Here is a 13,060-nt window from a genome sequence, read left to right on the forward strand (position 1 = left end):
CAGACAACGGCGAAGACCAAGCCGGCACGGCCATTGACGTCCGGTCGGAACCATGCCATTTTGGCAGGTATTCGACAGGGGCAATTGTGCCCGGCGATGGAGGTCACCGAGATGGTTGAGTACGTTCCCGGCATGACGGTTGCGCAGTTGAGGGCGCAGATCGATGCGGCCAAGGCGCACGCCATGGATAGGTTTGAGAGCGATTGGGGAACGCGTGACATACGCGTTGTCATGGACGCGCTGTGCCGGACCATTCCCGGCAGCGCGAGCCCGGCCGATGCTGCCGCCAAGGCGCTGGCGATTGTGCGCCGATGAACGGCGAAGAATTCCGCAATACCCTTGACCGGCTTGGGCTCAGCATCGTTGGCGCGGCGCGCATGATGCGGGTCGGCGAACGCACGGCCAGGCGCTGGGCGGCCGGCGAGCAGGATATCCCCTACGTGGTCACTCTGCTGTTGCGACTTATGTTGCGGTTCGAGGTCAAGCCCGAAACGCTGGAGTGAGGCGTGCGAACGGTTCATTCCGCCGCCTCCACCAGGTCACTCTCGCCGATGCCCAGCATGTCGAACATGGTCGGCACAGCCAACTGCGCTTCGGCCTTGCGGCAATAGTGCGTGCCGTCATGGAAGTAGGTGGCGGAAAGCTCGGAGGCCTGCCCGCGCCGGCCCTTGAGGATCGCTCGATAGGGCACGGTCATCAGCCCGCCGAACGGGTCGTAGATGATATCGCCGTTGTTGGAATAGCGCTCGATCAGCCGGTCGACGATGTCGAACTGCAGAGGACAAACGTGCTTCTCCAAATTCTTGAACGCCTGCTCACCATTCAGCGTCAGCATGCGCACCACATCGGTCCAGATCGCCTCGTGCTTCGATGGCGGATCGAGCGTCATGTAGGTCTTGGAGAGTGAATCGCGCGCGGCCAGTTCCTCGCCGAGCTTCACATGCATTTCGAAATCGTAGATCGCCTCTTCGGAAACCTTCTGGAACAGCGCGCGCAGCGGCTTCGGTCCGAGCCGCACAAGTTCATCAGTGGTCAGCAACCTATCGCCGGATGACGGCCAGAACGCATGCGCGTCGAGCTGCCAGCGCGCCAGCGTGTAGCCGCTGGCCGCGACCTGCGGCCGGCGGTCGCCGTCGCTCCAGCGCTCATGGCTGCCGTCTGGCGCGATCACCAGCGGCTTGTCGTGCACAACAGGTTCGTCGGCATAGCCGCGGGTGAGATCGCTCTGCGGCCGGCGGAACAGCAGCACATATTCCGGACAGCCGACGCCCATCTTGGTGGCGTCCTTCATCATCTCGGAATAGGTCAGCCGATAGGTCTGGTTGTTTTCCTTCACCACGTCGGTGGCGATGGTGATCATGCCGACGAACTGAAAACCGTGCTTGAGGTAGTGGAAGATCGCCTCGGCATGGAACGGCGAGACGGTCGGCACGCCTTCGCCGGTCACCGAGCCGAATAGCACCCGGTCCTTGACATGGATGCAGGCCAGCCGGCCGGGCTTCAGGATCCTAAGCAGCTCCGGCGTCAGGAAATCCATCTGCGCCCAGAAATGGCCATTGTCGTCGGTGTGGCCGAAATCATTGTAGCTCGCCGTGTATTCGTAGTGGTTGGCGAACGGGATCGAGGTGACAATCTCGCCGATGCTGGCGCTGGCGGTCAGGCGCGCCTCGAGCACGGCATCATTATGCGCAATGACGAAGCTGTCGCCGCGCTCCTCGCGCCGCACGACGCCGATCGAGCGCGACAGCACGTCGTCGAGTGGGAGGCCGTCCAGCCCATAGCGGCGGATGATCTCGGCCATGCGCGCCATCAGCCGCTCATGCTCGGCCCATTTGCCTTCGAGGTTGCGGCGCACTTCGCGCTCGGCTTCCGAAAAGATGATGTCGATGCGGCATTCATGCGCCTGGCCGAAGCGCACGATCCGGTGCACCGCCTGGATGAAGTCGTGGAACTTGAAGCCGACGCCGACGAAGATCGCCCAATGGCAATGTTTCTGGAAATTGTTGCCGGCGCCCGACATTTCCGGCTTGGTCGCGAGGTCGCGGAACTTGCCGTCCTTGAAGCCGATGGCGTTCTTCTCGTTCGCCTCTAGGCCTTGCGTGCCATAGATCGAGCGCACGCCGGGCACCGCCGCCTCGATCGCCCGGCGTTCATCCTCGAGGTCATGCCACAGGATGCGGTGCGCCTCAGGATCCTGCGCGATCAGCTCCGACATCTTGGCGATCCGCGCCGCCAGGCTGTCGCGCTTGGCAGCACTCGCCTGCACCACGCCGAGCGCGGCGTTGCGCAGCAGCAGGCCCTGCCCGTCGCGATCCTCGCCGGCCGTCGAATGGTCGATCGGCACCTCGTGCCAGTTCACCGTCACCGGCGGCAGCACATAGCCATCGTCGGAAAAGCCGAGATCGGAAGGCGATTGCAGAAACACCGCCCAGCTGTGCACCCACAGCCAGAATTCATCTTCCTTATGCGGGAACAGCGTCAGGTCGCCGGCCTTTTCCGAATTGCGCTGGAAGAACCGCGTCAGCGCCTGGCCGGTGTCCATCACGCCGAGGAAGCCGGCATAGTGGATCAGTTCCTTGGTGCGGTTCGGCGACGGCGTCGCCGTGGCGACGAACTTGAAGCGCACCGCCTTGAACAGCGGCAGGAACGTCTGGAAGGTTTTTGTCCCATAGCCGCGCAGCACGGCCGCCTCGTCGAGGCTCGCCCCGACGAAGCGCGACACGTCGATCTTGCCGGCCAGCACGCTTTCGTAATTGGTCAGGTAGATCGTGTCTTCGCCTTCAATGCCGTCATCGCTCTGGATGAACTTCAGCTTCACGGCGCAGTCGCCGGCAAAGCGCTCTTCCGCCTCGGCGAAGAATTCGTGGCGCACGCCGAGCGGGATCACGATCAGCCGCAGACCAGGCGCGAACTGTCCGACCAGCCGCATCAGCTCGATCTGCATGAAGGTCTTGTGCAGCCCGAACGATGCGAAGATGGCGCGGCTGCCGCCCTTCAGCGCCCAGCGCACGATGGCCCGGCAATGCGGTGCACCGGCCGGGTTGATGTCGTCGAGCGCGACGTCGAACCCGTCCGCCTTGGCCAGTTGCATCTTGCCGCGCAGGAAGTCGAGATAGGGATCGTCGGGGAAGGTGACGGGCGCGTTCATGCCGATTCCTCGACACGCGAGAGGTCGCAGAGATATCCGGCCTGGGTGACGCGCAGGCGCCTGCGCTCCTGGTAGAACTCGACCAGCTCAGCGGCGGCGAGCTTGTTCCATGTCGCCCGCATCACCGGGGCGCGGTCGCCACCGGCGAGCAGCACCTGGTTGCGATCGAAACCCCCGTCACCATTGCGGTTGCGCAGCCATTTCAGCGCGGCAAGGCAGCTTGAGGTGACGGGCGCGTTCATGCCGGCACCCGCGACAGATAAAGCGCGGCCAACATCAAGGCGCCGCCAGTCGCACCGCCGAGTGTCCAGACCAGCTCAAGCTTCCAGTCGGAATTCTTCGTAGCAACGATGTTGAAGCCACAACCCAATGCCGAAAGCAGTCCGACGATGAAGATGGTGGCGATCATGCCGGCACCGCCTTTTCAAGTGCTGCGGCCTTCTGCAGCCTGTCGAGATCACGGCCGATCATTGCGTGTTGAACACGCAAGGCGGCGAGGTGCACTGCCAGTTCGTTCGAAGGGATTTCATCCGTCCGCTTCAGCAGACGACGCATCTCGAGGGCGTCGGCGCGGGCGAAGGCTAGGCATCTCTGGAATTCGCTCATGCCGGCACCGCCTTGCGCGGTCGGCGCTTCGTCGGAGGTGCAATGGGCTCCGCTTTTGGCGTGATCTCGGCTTCGACGATGGGCTGGAGCGCATCACGCCGCGCGATTTCGTCCGGGCTCAGATCGTCACGAGCCTTCAGCCGATTGAATTCGGTCCAATCGGCCAACGCATCGCTGAAGCCTCTTTTCTTGCAATCGACAACATTGACGGCATCGCCATCGGACGCGGCGTCTACCAACCGCCCAAGTTCGGCGAGACGCTTGGCACCGCCGACAGACAGTTCCCTGCCCGCCCAAATCAGGCCCCTTTCCTTGAGGGTTTCGAACAGTGGTCCGGAAACTGTGATGCCGTCGGCGACAGCGCCGAGCATCTTGAATTCGGTAAGCTCGGCGGCGGTAACCGATGCGCACCCGTCATCCGTTACTGCAATTGGCACGGCGTGCGGCGCTACAGGTCCGCCATCACCGACCGCCTCAGGTGTCGCCAGTTCCGATTCATTGCCCCAGACCTCCCAGCCTGGGCGCGCGCTGCGCGCGTTGAGTTCGATCTTCGGCGTGTTCGGCCAGTGCTTTTCGATCCACCCGGCGAAGACGTCCGGCTTGGCAGAATGCTTGGTCGCATCGGCCTCGATCGCCACATCGTCGACCCAGCTGTGCAGTTGGTCGCCCATTGCCGGGGCCACCGGGTTGCCGCGCGTGGCGATCAGCAGGATTTCGTGCTTGCCGCGGTTCCAATAGCCGGGCGCAATCTTCTGCTTCAGCCAGGCCCAGTGGCTGACATAGCGGGCATGCGCCTTGTTCGGCATCAGGTAGCCGGTTGTGGCGTCGCGCTCGATCCAGGCGAAGCCCCATGCGTCGAGAACGCAGATCGCCTCTACCAGCATCGGCGCCGTCGCCCACAGGAACAGCACGCAATCCTTGGCGGCGATCGCGCCGACGTCCCGCTTCATCAAGGTCAGCAGATCGCTGGTCGGATAGTGATTGTCCGGCGCGCGATCCATGCCGGTGTCGGCATTCCACGGCTCGAACTTCCATTCCGGATCGGCATAGATGATGCCGTATTTCTTCACCGGCAGCGCCACCTGGCGCGCGGCAAGCTCGATCTCGCGCTCGCCGCGGCGTTCCTTCTTTTCAGCCTGCACCTCGGCGCGGATCGATTTCACCGCCGGCGCGATGGCACGCTTCAATGCCGTGCGCGTCGGTTCGGAGCCGCTTGCGAGGATGTCCGTCAGCGCACGCTTGACGACATCCGGATCCTGCTCGATCGCGTCCCGTATCTGCCGCGATTCGAAAACCTGCTTGCGAGATAGCCCGGCCTCTTGCGCGGTAAAACCGTTCCCGTCCGGAACGGTTTTCGGACGTCCGCCCTTGGCAGCACCGGCAGGCTGCGCCGCATCATATTCGTCGGCCAGCCGGCGCTTGGCCATCGCCTCGATTTCCAGCGCGTCGGCTTGCGTGCGGTGCGTCGCGGCGATCAGCTCGTCATGCGCCCGCCGCGCCCTCTGCAGGCGCGCCGTGCGCTTGGCGGCATCATAGATGGTCGACGCCATTTCGGCGGCGGCCAGCACCTCTGCCGAAGTCTCCGCACGCGCCAGCGCTGCCGCCGCTTGACGAACAAGCGATGGCAGTGCCGACGGCGAGGCCGGCGCGATGGCGGATGACTTCGGCTTGGCGCGGATCATTGCTCCGGCGCACCTTCGAATGCAGGCAGGCCGGTCGCCTTGGCGACCGTTTCGAGGTCACTCTCCACCTGCTCGCGCAGGAAGAATTCCCAGCGATAGAGCTGGTAGAACCACATGACCTTGCCGCCGGCGACGCGATAGCGCAGCCGCGCCGGAATGCGCACCACCTCGCCGTCGACGAAAGCAGGCACCGACAGCATGAAGATGCCCGGCACCGTGATCGCCTCGCCCTTGGCGTTCTGATGCTCTTCCGCGAACTCCACCGTGCGCTCGCCCGTCTGCAGGCGAATGCCCTGCTTTGCGCGGGCGGCAACGAACACCTCGAGATAGCGCGACAGCGCAACGACGTCCGACGGCGTCGCCATCTTTTCGTTGAACAGCCTTTCGTATTCGCTGACCTCGCCGTCCGTCGGCGCGGCCAGTTCGGCGGCATGCTCCTCGAGGAAGGCGGCAAAGACTTCCTGTTCCATCGGCTTGGCGTTGGCGCCGACCCACGCCTTGAACTCTTCCGTCAGCGGGAATGCGTAGATGATCCGATGGTCGGCGGGACGGACGTCGGCATTGGCCGCATTGTAGTTCAGCACGGCGGTGAGCTTCGGCTCCGGCCATGCGCACTTTCCGAACAGCGCCGACTGGGCGTCTTTGTGGCGGTCGATCAGGGCGATGAAGCTTTCCAGCGTCTCGGCGCGCGCCGTGCCCTTGCGGCGGGCTTTGACGTCGCGGAACTCCTGCACCAGGCCTTTCAGCGACTTGAAGCTGGAAGTGACACGATCAAACGCGACCGGGATCTTCTCCGGGAGATCGTCACCGAGCCCGACCGTGTCCAGAATCAGGATCTCGGGTGCGGCTGCCTGTTTTGCCAGGGCCGTCACCAGTTCGATTGCATGCGGTTCGATAGGCACGTTCTGCTGCTTGTCGGCCATGGCCGTTTCCTTTCAGGGGTTAAGAAAGAGATCAGGAGGCCGCGGCTTCCTCGTCTGTGTCGTCATCCTCGCTTTCGCGCGAGGCAGCCGCGCGCGGCGCGCGGAACATGTCGATCTGGTTCGGGTGCTCGACAGAGAGCTGGCCGTCGACGGCCCAGAACGGCGTCTTCATGAACTTCACGGTGTCGGGCAGCTTCGATTTGGCGTCGGCCTTGATGTCGATGCGGCCAAGCTCATAGTCGAGCGTGATCTTGACGATGATCTCGGCCTTGCACTTGTCGGCCGGGCATTCCTCGACCGCCTGAATCGCTTCGTTCAGGAGCTTGTCGCAGTGACGTGAAAAGTCGCCACGCGAGAGCAGGCCAAGCATTTCACGGAAGGTGCGCAGCACGCGGCTCATGGTCCGGTCCTTTCTGCTGTTTGAGAAAATTGCTCTTCGGCCGTAAGCCGCTCGCGAACACGAGCGCCGAGCCATTCGACGTCATTGGCGAGGCTTCGCGCGTTACCGTCGTCGCCTTCGCCGCGCATGATCTTGGCGAGGAAGTCGAGCGTCACGGCGGCGAGCGAGAGCCGGTCCTTGAGAGGCAGGTTCATCGCTCAGCTCTCGCCGATGACGCGGTAGGTTGCAGACGTGCCCATCTTGCCTTTGCGCACCGTCTCCAGAAGGCCAGCCTCGATCAGCGCCAGAACCAGCCGGCCGGTCGATGCATGGTCGCAGCCGATGTCTTCGGCGAGCAGGGTCTGGAAGCGCTGGACGTGGCCATTTTCCCCGGCATGGACGCGAAGCGCGCACCACAGCTTCGCGGCCATCAGCGTGACGTGATGGCACTTGCTGAACTCCACGGCATCGAAGCCGGCAGCATCGAAAGAGGCGAGCTTGGTCGCATTCGGCCTGGCATCGAGGATGGTCTCGAAATGCCGCTGCACGAACGCCGTCACGCTGATGCCGGCCTTGCGCGCCGCCGCTTCGATCCTGGTGCTGGTCGCACGGTCGCACCTGACCGAATACCGGTAGACGGCATCGGCACGCTCGGCTTCCTTGAATCCAAAGCCGCCCATCAAAACCCCCGCGGCGGCACGAACAGGCAGATCGTCTTGCCGTCATTGGCGCCGGCGACCGAGCACCAATGGAACTTGCCGTCGGGGCTCCGCCTGACCTTCGGATCGGTCATCGCGATCAGTTCGCCGGTGGCGCGAATCTCGTAGCCGCGTGCGCCCTCGACGATGTCGGCGTCGGGCACCTCGCGGCAGTCATAGCCGGAGCAGCAGGCGAACGGATAAGACCAGCCTTGCGGCTTGGCGACGGTCGGCAGCGCATCATGCGGGAAGGCGACGTCGCTGCCGAAGATCATCGGCCAGGCTGCGGCGTAACCCGCCGCGAGAATGCCTACCGCGAGAATTGTTCTGACGCGCATCATTTTGTCCCACCCTGTTTGCGCCATGCCTTGAGGATCGTCGTAACCAGCGACAGCCTGACGCCGGTGGCGGTCGAGATCGCCTCCGCATCGCCCTGCCCGGCGCAGGCAAAGACCAGCGTCACCTGCCGGTCGAGTTCGGCATCGCTCGCCGGATCACCGCGCTCCTGGCCGATGCGCGCAGCGAAGGCGGCGTCGAACAGCAGCTTCGCGTAACCGGTCGGCGACATGCCTTGCGAGCGGGCACGCTTCGTCACCGCATCGAAGACCTTCGGCGACACGGCGAAGGCGAACTGCTTGCGCTCTATGGTGTCGGGCGTCATGCGGCCCTCGCCGAGAAGCCGGCATAGACGCGTGCGGAATGGTGCGCGCAATAGGAAGCGCCCTCGCCCGTCACCTCACCGCAGAACAGATGCAACTCGCCGGCCGGCGCATCGTTGACCGCAAAGCGGCACTGGTTGGAACCAAGCTCGGCCAGCGGCAGTTGCCGGCTGCCAACATCATATTTCCTGGGACTGATTACCGGGCGCGGGCGCGGCGCCGGAGCTTCGGCGTAGAGATGGAGGCAGGCCGGATCGGGTGACGTTTCGCCCACGCTCTGCACGAACAGTTTTCTCGGCAGATAGGCCGTGTGCCCGACGGCGCGCTGCTCTGCTTTTCGCGTCAGTGGCGAATGCGGCACGGCCTTGAGCAGAGCCGCTTGCTTTTTGCGCTTGTGCAGCGGCGGGCGTGAGCCGCCGGCCGCACGTGCAAAGCCAATTGCCTTCAGGTCCTTGTTGCGATGGACAATGCCGACGATGGCATTGCGGCTCACGCTTTCCCGGCGAAGCTCCGAAAGCCGCACGGCGATGCGCGAGGCCGCGTCGCCGTCGCGCAGCCATCCTGCAATGGCGGCAATCTCCGCCGCCGAATAGCCGCTGCCGATGCTCGTCATGCCGCCTCCACCTTCGCTTCGATCGCCGCGATTGCCTGGCGAAGGTCGGCGAGCTCGTTCAGGATCCGTTTCTTTGCCGCCGGCGTGATCGTCTGGTCGGCGATGCCGGCCATGATCGCCGACACCGCTTCGGAGGCCTCGCGATGCAGGCGCTGCAGATCGTCGAGGTCGAGGTTTTGGCCGGTGCCCTTCTGCTCAGCCTTGACCAGGTCGTAGCCTTGCAGGGCGGCGAGCGTACGCGTCACCGCCGGATCGCCGGCCGCGAGCTCGAGGTCGAGCACCACGTCGATACCGGCATGCCGATCGTCTTCGTGTGGCGCGATGTAGCGCGACAGCATCGTGGCGTTGACCCGCGTGACCGTCTCGGCGAGATTGCCCGCGCCGATCAGGTCGATGACGCGCGCCACCGCCATCTTCAGGCTGTGGCGCTGCTTGTCGGAGGATGAGCGGGACATCAGCGGCCTTTCCCAAACCGGTTGAGGCCGGTGCGGTCGAACGCCGGCACTTCGTGGAAATCGTCGGAAATGCTATTTGCGTGACGCTCGCCCGCCTCGGATTCTATCTGTCGGGCAAGCGAGGGAATCCCGATGGCTTCGGCATACACACAGATGGCGCGGGCGATGATCTCTTCGGCGGGCAAGCCCTTGGCGGTGACCGCCAGATTGAGGATCAGCGCCACCGCCGGTTTCAGCTCGATGGAAAGGGTGACCGCGCCGGAGCCGGAAGAGGCAATCTTCAACTCCGGCGCGGTCTTATCCTGCCCCGTTGCGGCGCAAGGACAGGATTCTGTGAAATGGGAAAATGCCGCCGAAGCCGGGAGGTCTTGGGCTTCGGCGGCAGCCGCGTTCTCCTGGGAGGGAGAGGAAATGGCGGGGAGGTCAGCCGAAGCCGCCTCCCCTTCAAGGCGGCCCTCACGATCCGCAAGCGTCCTGCTACCTATGCCGGCAAGGGAGGCTTCGGCTTGCGGACCCGCCCCCAGGGATGGCTCATCGTTGATCGAGGGCCTCTGTGCATTCGAGAAATCGGCGCGCCGCGGCACAAGACGTTCGGTGAAACTGATGCCAGCAAGCCGCTCGCCATCTGCGAGGACCGCGCCGGTGGCGAGGGGCGCCTTCATGGCAGCACCTCGATGGCGTCGCCATTAGATTGGATGATGCGCGAGCCCGCAAAATGGTTACGGCTTAAGGTTACCGATCGGTTTCTGTGGAAGAAAACGGCACCGTGGCGCATTTTACGATGATGGAAGATGCGGCACCAAAGGCGGCGGGAGCCGGAGACCGAGTTCATGCGGCCTCTCCGTTGACGGCTGGCCCAAAGACATCGGGTCGAATTTCGTGGCGAGAGATGCCGGTGATGCGTTCAAGCTCCAGAACTTTTTCCGGGGCAACCTTCCGGGAACCCGCCTCGATTCGTGACCATTGGACGTTGCTCACGCCGATCAGATGGCCCGCCTCTTCCGTGCTTAAGCCGCTCGCTTTCCGCCAATTTCTGAGCTGTTCCATTGCGCGGATGTACCATCATGGTAATTCACGCGCAAGATCAAAATTACCAAGTTGGCTGAATACGCCGCTCAACCATGTTGGTAAGTTCAGCCATGGTCGCTAGGATCAAACTTGACGAGGCCCCAGAGGCCAAAATTTATCTGGCAGAGTGGAGGGAGACGAAGTTCCCAACACAGCCGGCGCTCGCTGAGGCTATGAATACTGCACCTGCTACGGTGTCGAGGATTGAGACCGGCGAGCGCGACTGGGGCAAAGGGTATCTGGAAGCCCTCGCCTACTTGGTGGGATGCCAAGTACCCGATCTATTTTACCCGCCCAATGTTGCGCCTGAAAGACCAGAAGCACAGGACAGTTTCTGGCCGCTTTTCGAGAGGCTAGAAAGCCTTCAAGGCACCGAGCGCAAACGGATGCGAATGTTGATTGAGGCTAACTTGCAATTCGCCCTGGCCGAATAAGGGCGAACTCCGCATCGTGATCGACGTGACATATCCATGTTCCACCGTGTAACGCCGTCATTGATTCTGCCAGCGCAGCTGCTTGCAGCCTAATTTTCTCATGCAGGTCAGGTTCCGGCGTCGCTGCCAGTGGCGCGACCGCTGCGCTCGCAAACATCCCCGAGAAAACTGCACGCCTGCTGAAGGCCGATTTTGCCACGCCCGATCCCTAACCCCTTTTTATTTATGTGTTGTGTGAATTAGTAAAGGAATTCTGCCCGGTGAGAGCCAGAACTTCTCGCTCGTTTGTGCCGATTTGGCACGCATGTACGATTATAACCATTGATGATCGATCACCAGATCATTTCAACTTGTAACATTACCCTGTGGATAACGGGGAAAAGGTATAGCATGAGTGGGGTATTTATAGCGGGCGTGGACCTATTTCCGGTTGCATGCCTTTCGTCCATAAAACGCGGCATGCCGCCGCAAGAACGCCTGACAATCCATATCCGCATATCGCCTTCTCTCTTGAAGCGCCTGAAAATGTCAGCGGCCGAGGCCGATCGCAGTATGAACGCGGAAGTCGCAGCCAGATTGGAGCGTTCTTTTGGGCCAGATGATGCGGATCGGCTTGCTGTGGTAAAGCTTCTGACTGATGCCTTGTCTATCCTCGATAGGGGCTCATAGGGGCACGGCTCTGGAACCATTACGGTTGACGCTACGCTGCATCATGGAAAATTCTCAGTCTGACACTAGTCGTGCCAGTCAAGTGCACCGACGGCAGGAACGGCGACGCTTACCCGTGTGATGGCGGCCCAAATCAGCGGCGAAGGAACACTCGCGCTGACCAGCGGTGAGGTTAGGCGCTTTGTCTACTCGTCTGTCGGCGAGCCATAAGCGTACCGTGTTGGTAATTTTCCGCTTGCGCCAATATACCAACATGGTAATGTCGCTCTCACCAAGGCACGTGCCTTGGCTGAGAGGACAGCATGGAACGCGTTTCAGCCTTTGTTCCTGGTAATACCGCCGAGCGCCTGATCGCGCTGGCGGACGCCTCGCCCAAGGTCTTCGACTGGGTATCCCTGCAACTGAAGGCAGGGCGCAAGCCGTCGGAGATCCTCGCTGATCTTGAGCGGTCGCCATCCTTGGCGGAGGCCCGCTGATGGCCTACCGCAACAAGTATCTTGTACGTGCCGTCCGCATGCTACGCGAGATGCATGACATGGGCTTTACGGTCGAGATCATCGCCGAGATAGCGATGGCGGGCCGGGAACCCCACACACATTCCCCAGAGGGTCGTGAGACAGTCAAACGGGTCTACCTCGATTCGCTGCCGCCGGAGTTGCGGCAATGAAATCGTCCCGTATCACCGATCCTCATGGCGGTAGGAGCGTTTCCGAATGGATAGGCTCGACACCCGACGCAACGGTTCCCGACTGGGTGCGTGATCGCATCTTCGTTCGCGCCGGGCGCCGTTGCCATATTTCCGGCCGCAGGATCCGGCCCGGCGAAGGCTGGCAGATCGAGCACATCAGGCCGCTGTCTCTCGGCGGCGAGCATCGCGAGAGCAATCTTGCGCCGGCGCTGAACCTGTACCACCAGGCCAAATCGTCGATTGAAACCGATCTCCGCGCCAAGGCCGACCGCCAGAGGCGCAAGAACGACGGCACATGGCCGAAGCCTGTCCGCCCGCTGCAATCGCGCGGCTTTCCAAAACAACACGAGGAGCAACGCTGATGCCGACGTTCCGCATTCATTTCGCCGACGGGACAAAGGTCCACGTCGACGCCGAAACCGCAGCTGAGGCCAGGAAGAGGGCAGAGCGTACGCGCATCGGGATCATCACCAAGGTGAAGCTGGCTAGCGATCTCCAATTTCCTTCGACCACGCTCGCCTTTGCGGTCAGCTTGATGTTCGGCCTGACCTTCTGCGCATGCTGGATGGGAATCCCGGCATGACCGCGCGCGATGCCATTGACCGCCTGAACCGCAGCCGTTCGCAGATCCGAGGCGAACTGCCAGACCGCGCACCGCTCGACCACTTCGAGCGCATGTTCGACGATGTCGAGTTCGAAGAGCTGCCGCCGCTGGGCGCCCGTCCGCTCTGGGACTTTCAGGCAAAGTTCCTGATCGTCCTCTTGATGGCGGCGCTGATCGTTGGCGCCATCGGCTGCTGGCCGAGGCTCGGCTGATGAACGCCCGCCTCAATCGCACACCGCCCCGTGAACTGATTTCGGTGCCGCCGCACGGCAACAAGCAACTGATCTGCGACCAGTGGCCGGAATGCATGTGCCGCGGCGACTGCCCCGACGATACGGTCAGAAGTCCAGTCGCCTCAGGCATCCTTGCCGTCCTGATGATCGCAGTGGCCCTGATCATCGCTGGCCTGTTCTATGTGGGGCTGCGCTGATGAC

The 13,060-nt window shown here is 62.7% G+C and carries 25 protein-coding genes; 9 read left to right on the plus strand and 16 right to left on the minus strand.

Features of this window, described 5'->3' with window-relative positions; translation table 11 throughout:
• The first annotated feature begins 111 nt into the window (after positions 1-111).
• Both NKI08_RS13120 and NKI08_RS13125 read left to right on the plus strand, forming a co-directional pair.
• Positions 112-315: a hypothetical protein gene (locus NKI08_RS13120; RefSeq protein WP_352769850.1), complete on the plus strand. Its 204-nt coding sequence runs from the start codon at positions 112-114 to the stop codon at positions 313-315.
• Positions 312-503: a hypothetical protein gene (locus tag NKI08_RS13125; protein ID WP_352769853.1), complete on the plus strand. Its 192-nt coding sequence runs from the start codon at positions 312-314 to the stop codon at positions 501-503. The genes NKI08_RS13120 and NKI08_RS13125 overlap by 4 nt, the downstream gene beginning before the upstream one ends.
• A gap of 14 nt (positions 504-517) precedes the next feature.
• Here the strand turns inward: NKI08_RS13125 and NKI08_RS13130 are convergent, their stop codons facing one another.
• The 16 genes from NKI08_RS13130 to NKI08_RS13205 are packed head-to-tail and all read right to left on the minus strand — an operon-like array spanning position 518 to position 10,210.
• Positions 518-3,148 carry a DNA methyltransferase gene (locus NKI08_RS13130; RefSeq protein ID WP_352769855.1) on the minus strand — a complete coding sequence of 877 codons (2,631 nt, stop codon included), beginning with the start codon at positions 3,146-3,148 and terminating at the stop codon, positions 518-520.
• Entirely contained in the window at positions 3,145-3,390 is a 246-nt protein-coding gene (locus tag NKI08_RS13135; RefSeq protein WP_352769857.1) for a hypothetical protein, read from the minus strand. Before NKI08_RS13135 ends, NKI08_RS13130 begins: the two co-directional genes overlap by 4 nt.
• Positions 3,387-3,557, minus strand: a complete 171-nt coding sequence (locus tag NKI08_RS13140; protein ID WP_352769860.1) for a hypothetical protein — start codon at positions 3,555-3,557, stop codon at positions 3,387-3,389. Before NKI08_RS13140 ends, NKI08_RS13135 begins: the two co-directional genes overlap by 4 nt.
• Positions 3,554-3,754 (minus strand): hypothetical protein, encoded by a 201-nt coding sequence (locus tag NKI08_RS13145; protein WP_352769862.1) that lies wholly within the window; start codon positions 3,752-3,754, stop codon positions 3,554-3,556. Before NKI08_RS13145 ends, NKI08_RS13140 begins: the two co-directional genes overlap by 4 nt.
• Positions 3,751-5,436 carry an MT-A70 family methyltransferase gene (locus NKI08_RS13150; protein WP_352769865.1) on the minus strand — a complete coding sequence of 562 codons (1,686 nt, stop codon included), beginning with the start codon at positions 5,434-5,436 and terminating at the stop codon, positions 3,751-3,753. Before NKI08_RS13150 ends, NKI08_RS13145 begins: the two co-directional genes overlap by 4 nt.
• Complete coding sequence (locus tag NKI08_RS13155; RefSeq protein WP_352769868.1) at positions 5,433-6,359, minus strand: DUF2303 family protein; 927 nt, start codon at positions 6,357-6,359, stop codon at positions 5,433-5,435. The genes NKI08_RS13150 and NKI08_RS13155 overlap by 4 nt, the downstream gene beginning before the upstream one ends.
• Before the next feature lie 31 nt (positions 6,360-6,390).
• A complete protein-coding gene (locus tag NKI08_RS13160; RefSeq protein WP_352769871.1) occupies positions 6,391-6,759 on the minus strand; it encodes a YfdP family phage-associated protein in 369 nt (122 codons plus the stop codon).
• On the minus strand, positions 6,756-6,953 hold the full coding sequence (locus NKI08_RS13165) for a hypothetical protein (RefSeq protein WP_352769873.1): 198 nt from the start codon (positions 6,951-6,953) through the stop codon (positions 6,756-6,758). The genes NKI08_RS13160 and NKI08_RS13165 overlap by 4 nt, the downstream gene beginning before the upstream one ends.
• A 3-nt stretch (positions 6,954-6,956) precedes the next feature.
• Positions 6,957-7,418 carry a hypothetical protein gene (locus NKI08_RS13170; protein ID WP_352769875.1) on the minus strand — a complete coding sequence of 154 codons (462 nt, stop codon included), beginning with the start codon at positions 7,416-7,418 and terminating at the stop codon, positions 6,957-6,959.
• Entirely contained in the window at positions 7,418-7,774 is a 357-nt protein-coding gene (locus NKI08_RS13175) for a hypothetical protein (RefSeq protein WP_352769878.1), read from the minus strand. The genes NKI08_RS13170 and NKI08_RS13175 overlap by 1 nt, the downstream gene beginning before the upstream one ends.
• Complete coding sequence (locus tag NKI08_RS13180) at positions 7,774-8,097, minus strand: hypothetical protein (RefSeq protein ID WP_352769881.1); 324 nt, start codon at positions 8,095-8,097, stop codon at positions 7,774-7,776. Before NKI08_RS13180 ends, NKI08_RS13175 begins: the two co-directional genes overlap by 1 nt.
• Positions 8,094-8,708 carry a GcrA family cell cycle regulator gene (locus NKI08_RS13185; RefSeq protein ID WP_352769883.1) on the minus strand — a complete coding sequence of 205 codons (615 nt, stop codon included), beginning with the start codon at positions 8,706-8,708 and terminating at the stop codon, positions 8,094-8,096. The genes NKI08_RS13180 and NKI08_RS13185 overlap by 4 nt, the downstream gene beginning before the upstream one ends.
• On the minus strand, positions 8,705-9,163 hold the full coding sequence (locus tag NKI08_RS13190; protein WP_352769886.1) for a hypothetical protein: 459 nt from the start codon (positions 9,161-9,163) through the stop codon (positions 8,705-8,707). The genes NKI08_RS13185 and NKI08_RS13190 overlap by 4 nt, the downstream gene beginning before the upstream one ends.
• Positions 9,163-9,825 carry a hypothetical protein gene (locus NKI08_RS13195; protein ID WP_352769889.1) on the minus strand — a complete coding sequence of 221 codons (663 nt, stop codon included), beginning with the start codon at positions 9,823-9,825 and terminating at the stop codon, positions 9,163-9,165. Before NKI08_RS13195 ends, NKI08_RS13190 begins: the two co-directional genes overlap by 1 nt.
• On the minus strand, positions 9,822-9,995 hold the full coding sequence (locus tag NKI08_RS13200; RefSeq protein ID WP_352640647.1) for a hypothetical protein: 174 nt from the start codon (positions 9,993-9,995) through the stop codon (positions 9,822-9,824). Before NKI08_RS13200 ends, NKI08_RS13195 begins: the two co-directional genes overlap by 4 nt.
• A complete protein-coding gene (locus tag NKI08_RS13205; RefSeq protein WP_352640645.1) occupies positions 9,992-10,210 on the minus strand; it encodes a helix-turn-helix domain-containing protein in 219 nt (72 codons plus the stop codon). The genes NKI08_RS13200 and NKI08_RS13205 overlap by 4 nt, the downstream gene beginning before the upstream one ends.
• A 92-nt stretch (positions 10,211-10,302) precedes the next feature.
• On the opposite strand from NKI08_RS13205, the gene NKI08_RS13210 reads away from it, so the two are divergent.
• The 7 genes from NKI08_RS13210 to NKI08_RS13240 all read left to right on the plus strand — a co-directional run bounded on the left by NKI08_RS13210 (position 10,303) and on the right by NKI08_RS13240 (position 13,056).
• Complete coding sequence (locus NKI08_RS13210; protein WP_352640643.1) at positions 10,303-10,665, plus strand: helix-turn-helix domain-containing protein; 363 nt, start codon at positions 10,303-10,305, stop codon at positions 10,663-10,665.
• 971 nt (positions 10,666-11,636) lie between these two features.
• The gene (locus tag NKI08_RS13215; RefSeq protein ID WP_352769893.1) at positions 11,637-11,810 is read left to right on the plus strand and encodes a hypothetical protein; all 174 of its coding nucleotides are present in this window, start codon (positions 11,637-11,639) and stop codon (positions 11,808-11,810) included.
• On the plus strand, positions 11,810-12,001 hold the full coding sequence (locus tag NKI08_RS13220; RefSeq protein WP_352769896.1) for a hypothetical protein: 192 nt from the start codon (positions 11,810-11,812) through the stop codon (positions 11,999-12,001). Before NKI08_RS13215 ends, NKI08_RS13220 begins: the two co-directional genes overlap by 1 nt.
• Complete coding sequence (locus NKI08_RS13225) at positions 11,998-12,384, plus strand: HNH endonuclease (protein ID WP_352769899.1); 387 nt, start codon at positions 11,998-12,000, stop codon at positions 12,382-12,384. The genes NKI08_RS13220 and NKI08_RS13225 overlap by 4 nt, the downstream gene beginning before the upstream one ends.
• Positions 12,384-12,605: a hypothetical protein gene (locus NKI08_RS13230; protein WP_352710874.1), complete on the plus strand. Its 222-nt coding sequence runs from the start codon at positions 12,384-12,386 to the stop codon at positions 12,603-12,605. The genes NKI08_RS13225 and NKI08_RS13230 overlap by 1 nt, the downstream gene beginning before the upstream one ends.
• The gene (locus tag NKI08_RS13235; protein ID WP_352769902.1) at positions 12,602-12,838 is read left to right on the plus strand and encodes a hypothetical protein; all 237 of its coding nucleotides are present in this window, start codon (positions 12,602-12,604) and stop codon (positions 12,836-12,838) included. Before NKI08_RS13230 ends, NKI08_RS13235 begins: the two co-directional genes overlap by 4 nt.
• Positions 12,838-13,056, plus strand: coding sequence for a hypothetical protein (locus NKI08_RS13240; RefSeq protein ID WP_352710879.1), 219 nt, complete (start codon positions 12,838-12,840; stop codon positions 13,054-13,056). The genes NKI08_RS13235 and NKI08_RS13240 overlap by 1 nt, the downstream gene beginning before the upstream one ends.
• The last annotated feature ends 4 nt before the right edge of the window (positions 13,057-13,060 follow it).

It is taken from the genome of Mesorhizobium sp. M0768, from assembly GCF_040320195.1.
In the GTDB taxonomy this organism is placed as follows: domain Bacteria; phylum Pseudomonadota; class Alphaproteobacteria; order Rhizobiales; family Rhizobiaceae; genus Mesorhizobium.

Coding starts and splice junctions, on each gene's coding strand:
- NKI08_RS13120 (WP_352769850.1), top strand. CDS start 112: ATGGTTGAGTACGTTCCCGGCATGACGGTTGCGCAGTTGAGGGCGCAG.
- NKI08_RS13125 (WP_352769853.1), top strand. CDS start 312: ATGAACGGCGAAGAATTCCGCAATACCCTTGACCGGCTTGGGCTCAGC.
- NKI08_RS13130 (WP_352769855.1), bottom strand. CDS start 3,148: ATGAACGCGCCCGTCACCTTCCCCGACGATCCCTATCTCGACTTCCTG.
- NKI08_RS13135 (WP_352769857.1), bottom strand. CDS start 3,390: ATGAACGCGCCCGTCACCTCAAGCTGCCTTGCCGCGCTGAAATGGCTG.
- NKI08_RS13140 (WP_352769860.1), bottom strand. CDS start 3,557: ATGATCGCCACCATCTTCATCGTCGGACTGCTTTCGGCATTGGGTTGT.
- NKI08_RS13145 (WP_352769862.1), bottom strand. CDS start 3,754: ATGAGCGAATTCCAGAGATGCCTAGCCTTCGCCCGCGCCGACGCCCTC.
- NKI08_RS13150 (WP_352769865.1), bottom strand. CDS start 5,436: ATGATCCGCGCCAAGCCGAAGTCATCCGCCATCGCGCCGGCCTCGCCG.
- NKI08_RS13155 (WP_352769868.1), bottom strand. CDS start 6,359: ATGGCCGACAAGCAGCAGAACGTGCCTATCGAACCGCATGCAATCGAA.
- NKI08_RS13160 (WP_352769871.1), bottom strand. CDS start 6,759: ATGAGCCGCGTGCTGCGCACCTTCCGTGAAATGCTTGGCCTGCTCTCG.
- NKI08_RS13165 (WP_352769873.1), bottom strand. CDS start 6,953: ATGAACCTGCCTCTCAAGGACCGGCTCTCGCTCGCCGCCGTGACGCTC.
- NKI08_RS13170 (WP_352769875.1), bottom strand. CDS start 7,418: ATGGGCGGCTTTGGATTCAAGGAAGCCGAGCGTGCCGATGCCGTCTAC.
- NKI08_RS13175 (WP_352769878.1), bottom strand. CDS start 7,774: ATGCGCGTCAGAACAATTCTCGCGGTAGGCATTCTCGCGGCGGGTTAC.
- NKI08_RS13180 (WP_352769881.1), bottom strand. CDS start 8,097: ATGACGCCCGACACCATAGAGCGCAAGCAGTTCGCCTTCGCCGTGTCG.
- NKI08_RS13185 (WP_352769883.1), bottom strand. CDS start 8,708: ATGACGAGCATCGGCAGCGGCTATTCGGCGGCGGAGATTGCCGCCATT.
- NKI08_RS13190 (WP_352769886.1), bottom strand. CDS start 9,163: ATGTCCCGCTCATCCTCCGACAAGCAGCGCCACAGCCTGAAGATGGCG.
- NKI08_RS13195 (WP_352769889.1), bottom strand. CDS start 9,825: ATGAAGGCGCCCCTCGCCACCGGCGCGGTCCTCGCAGATGGCGAGCGG.
- NKI08_RS13200 (WP_352640647.1), bottom strand. CDS start 9,995: ATGAACTCGGTCTCCGGCTCCCGCCGCCTTTGGTGCCGCATCTTCCAT.
- NKI08_RS13205 (WP_352640645.1), bottom strand. CDS start 10,210: ATGGAACAGCTCAGAAATTGGCGGAAAGCGAGCGGCTTAAGCACGGAA.
- NKI08_RS13210 (WP_352640643.1), top strand. CDS start 10,303: ATGGTCGCTAGGATCAAACTTGACGAGGCCCCAGAGGCCAAAATTTAT.
- NKI08_RS13215 (WP_352769893.1), top strand. CDS start 11,637: ATGGAACGCGTTTCAGCCTTTGTTCCTGGTAATACCGCCGAGCGCCTG.
- NKI08_RS13220 (WP_352769896.1), top strand. CDS start 11,810: ATGGCCTACCGCAACAAGTATCTTGTACGTGCCGTCCGCATGCTACGC.
- NKI08_RS13225 (WP_352769899.1), top strand. CDS start 11,998: ATGAAATCGTCCCGTATCACCGATCCTCATGGCGGTAGGAGCGTTTCC.
- NKI08_RS13230 (WP_352710874.1), top strand. CDS start 12,384: ATGCCGACGTTCCGCATTCATTTCGCCGACGGGACAAAGGTCCACGTC.
- NKI08_RS13235 (WP_352769902.1), top strand. CDS start 12,602: ATGACCGCGCGCGATGCCATTGACCGCCTGAACCGCAGCCGTTCGCAG.
- NKI08_RS13240 (WP_352710879.1), top strand. CDS start 12,838: ATGAACGCCCGCCTCAATCGCACACCGCCCCGTGAACTGATTTCGGTG.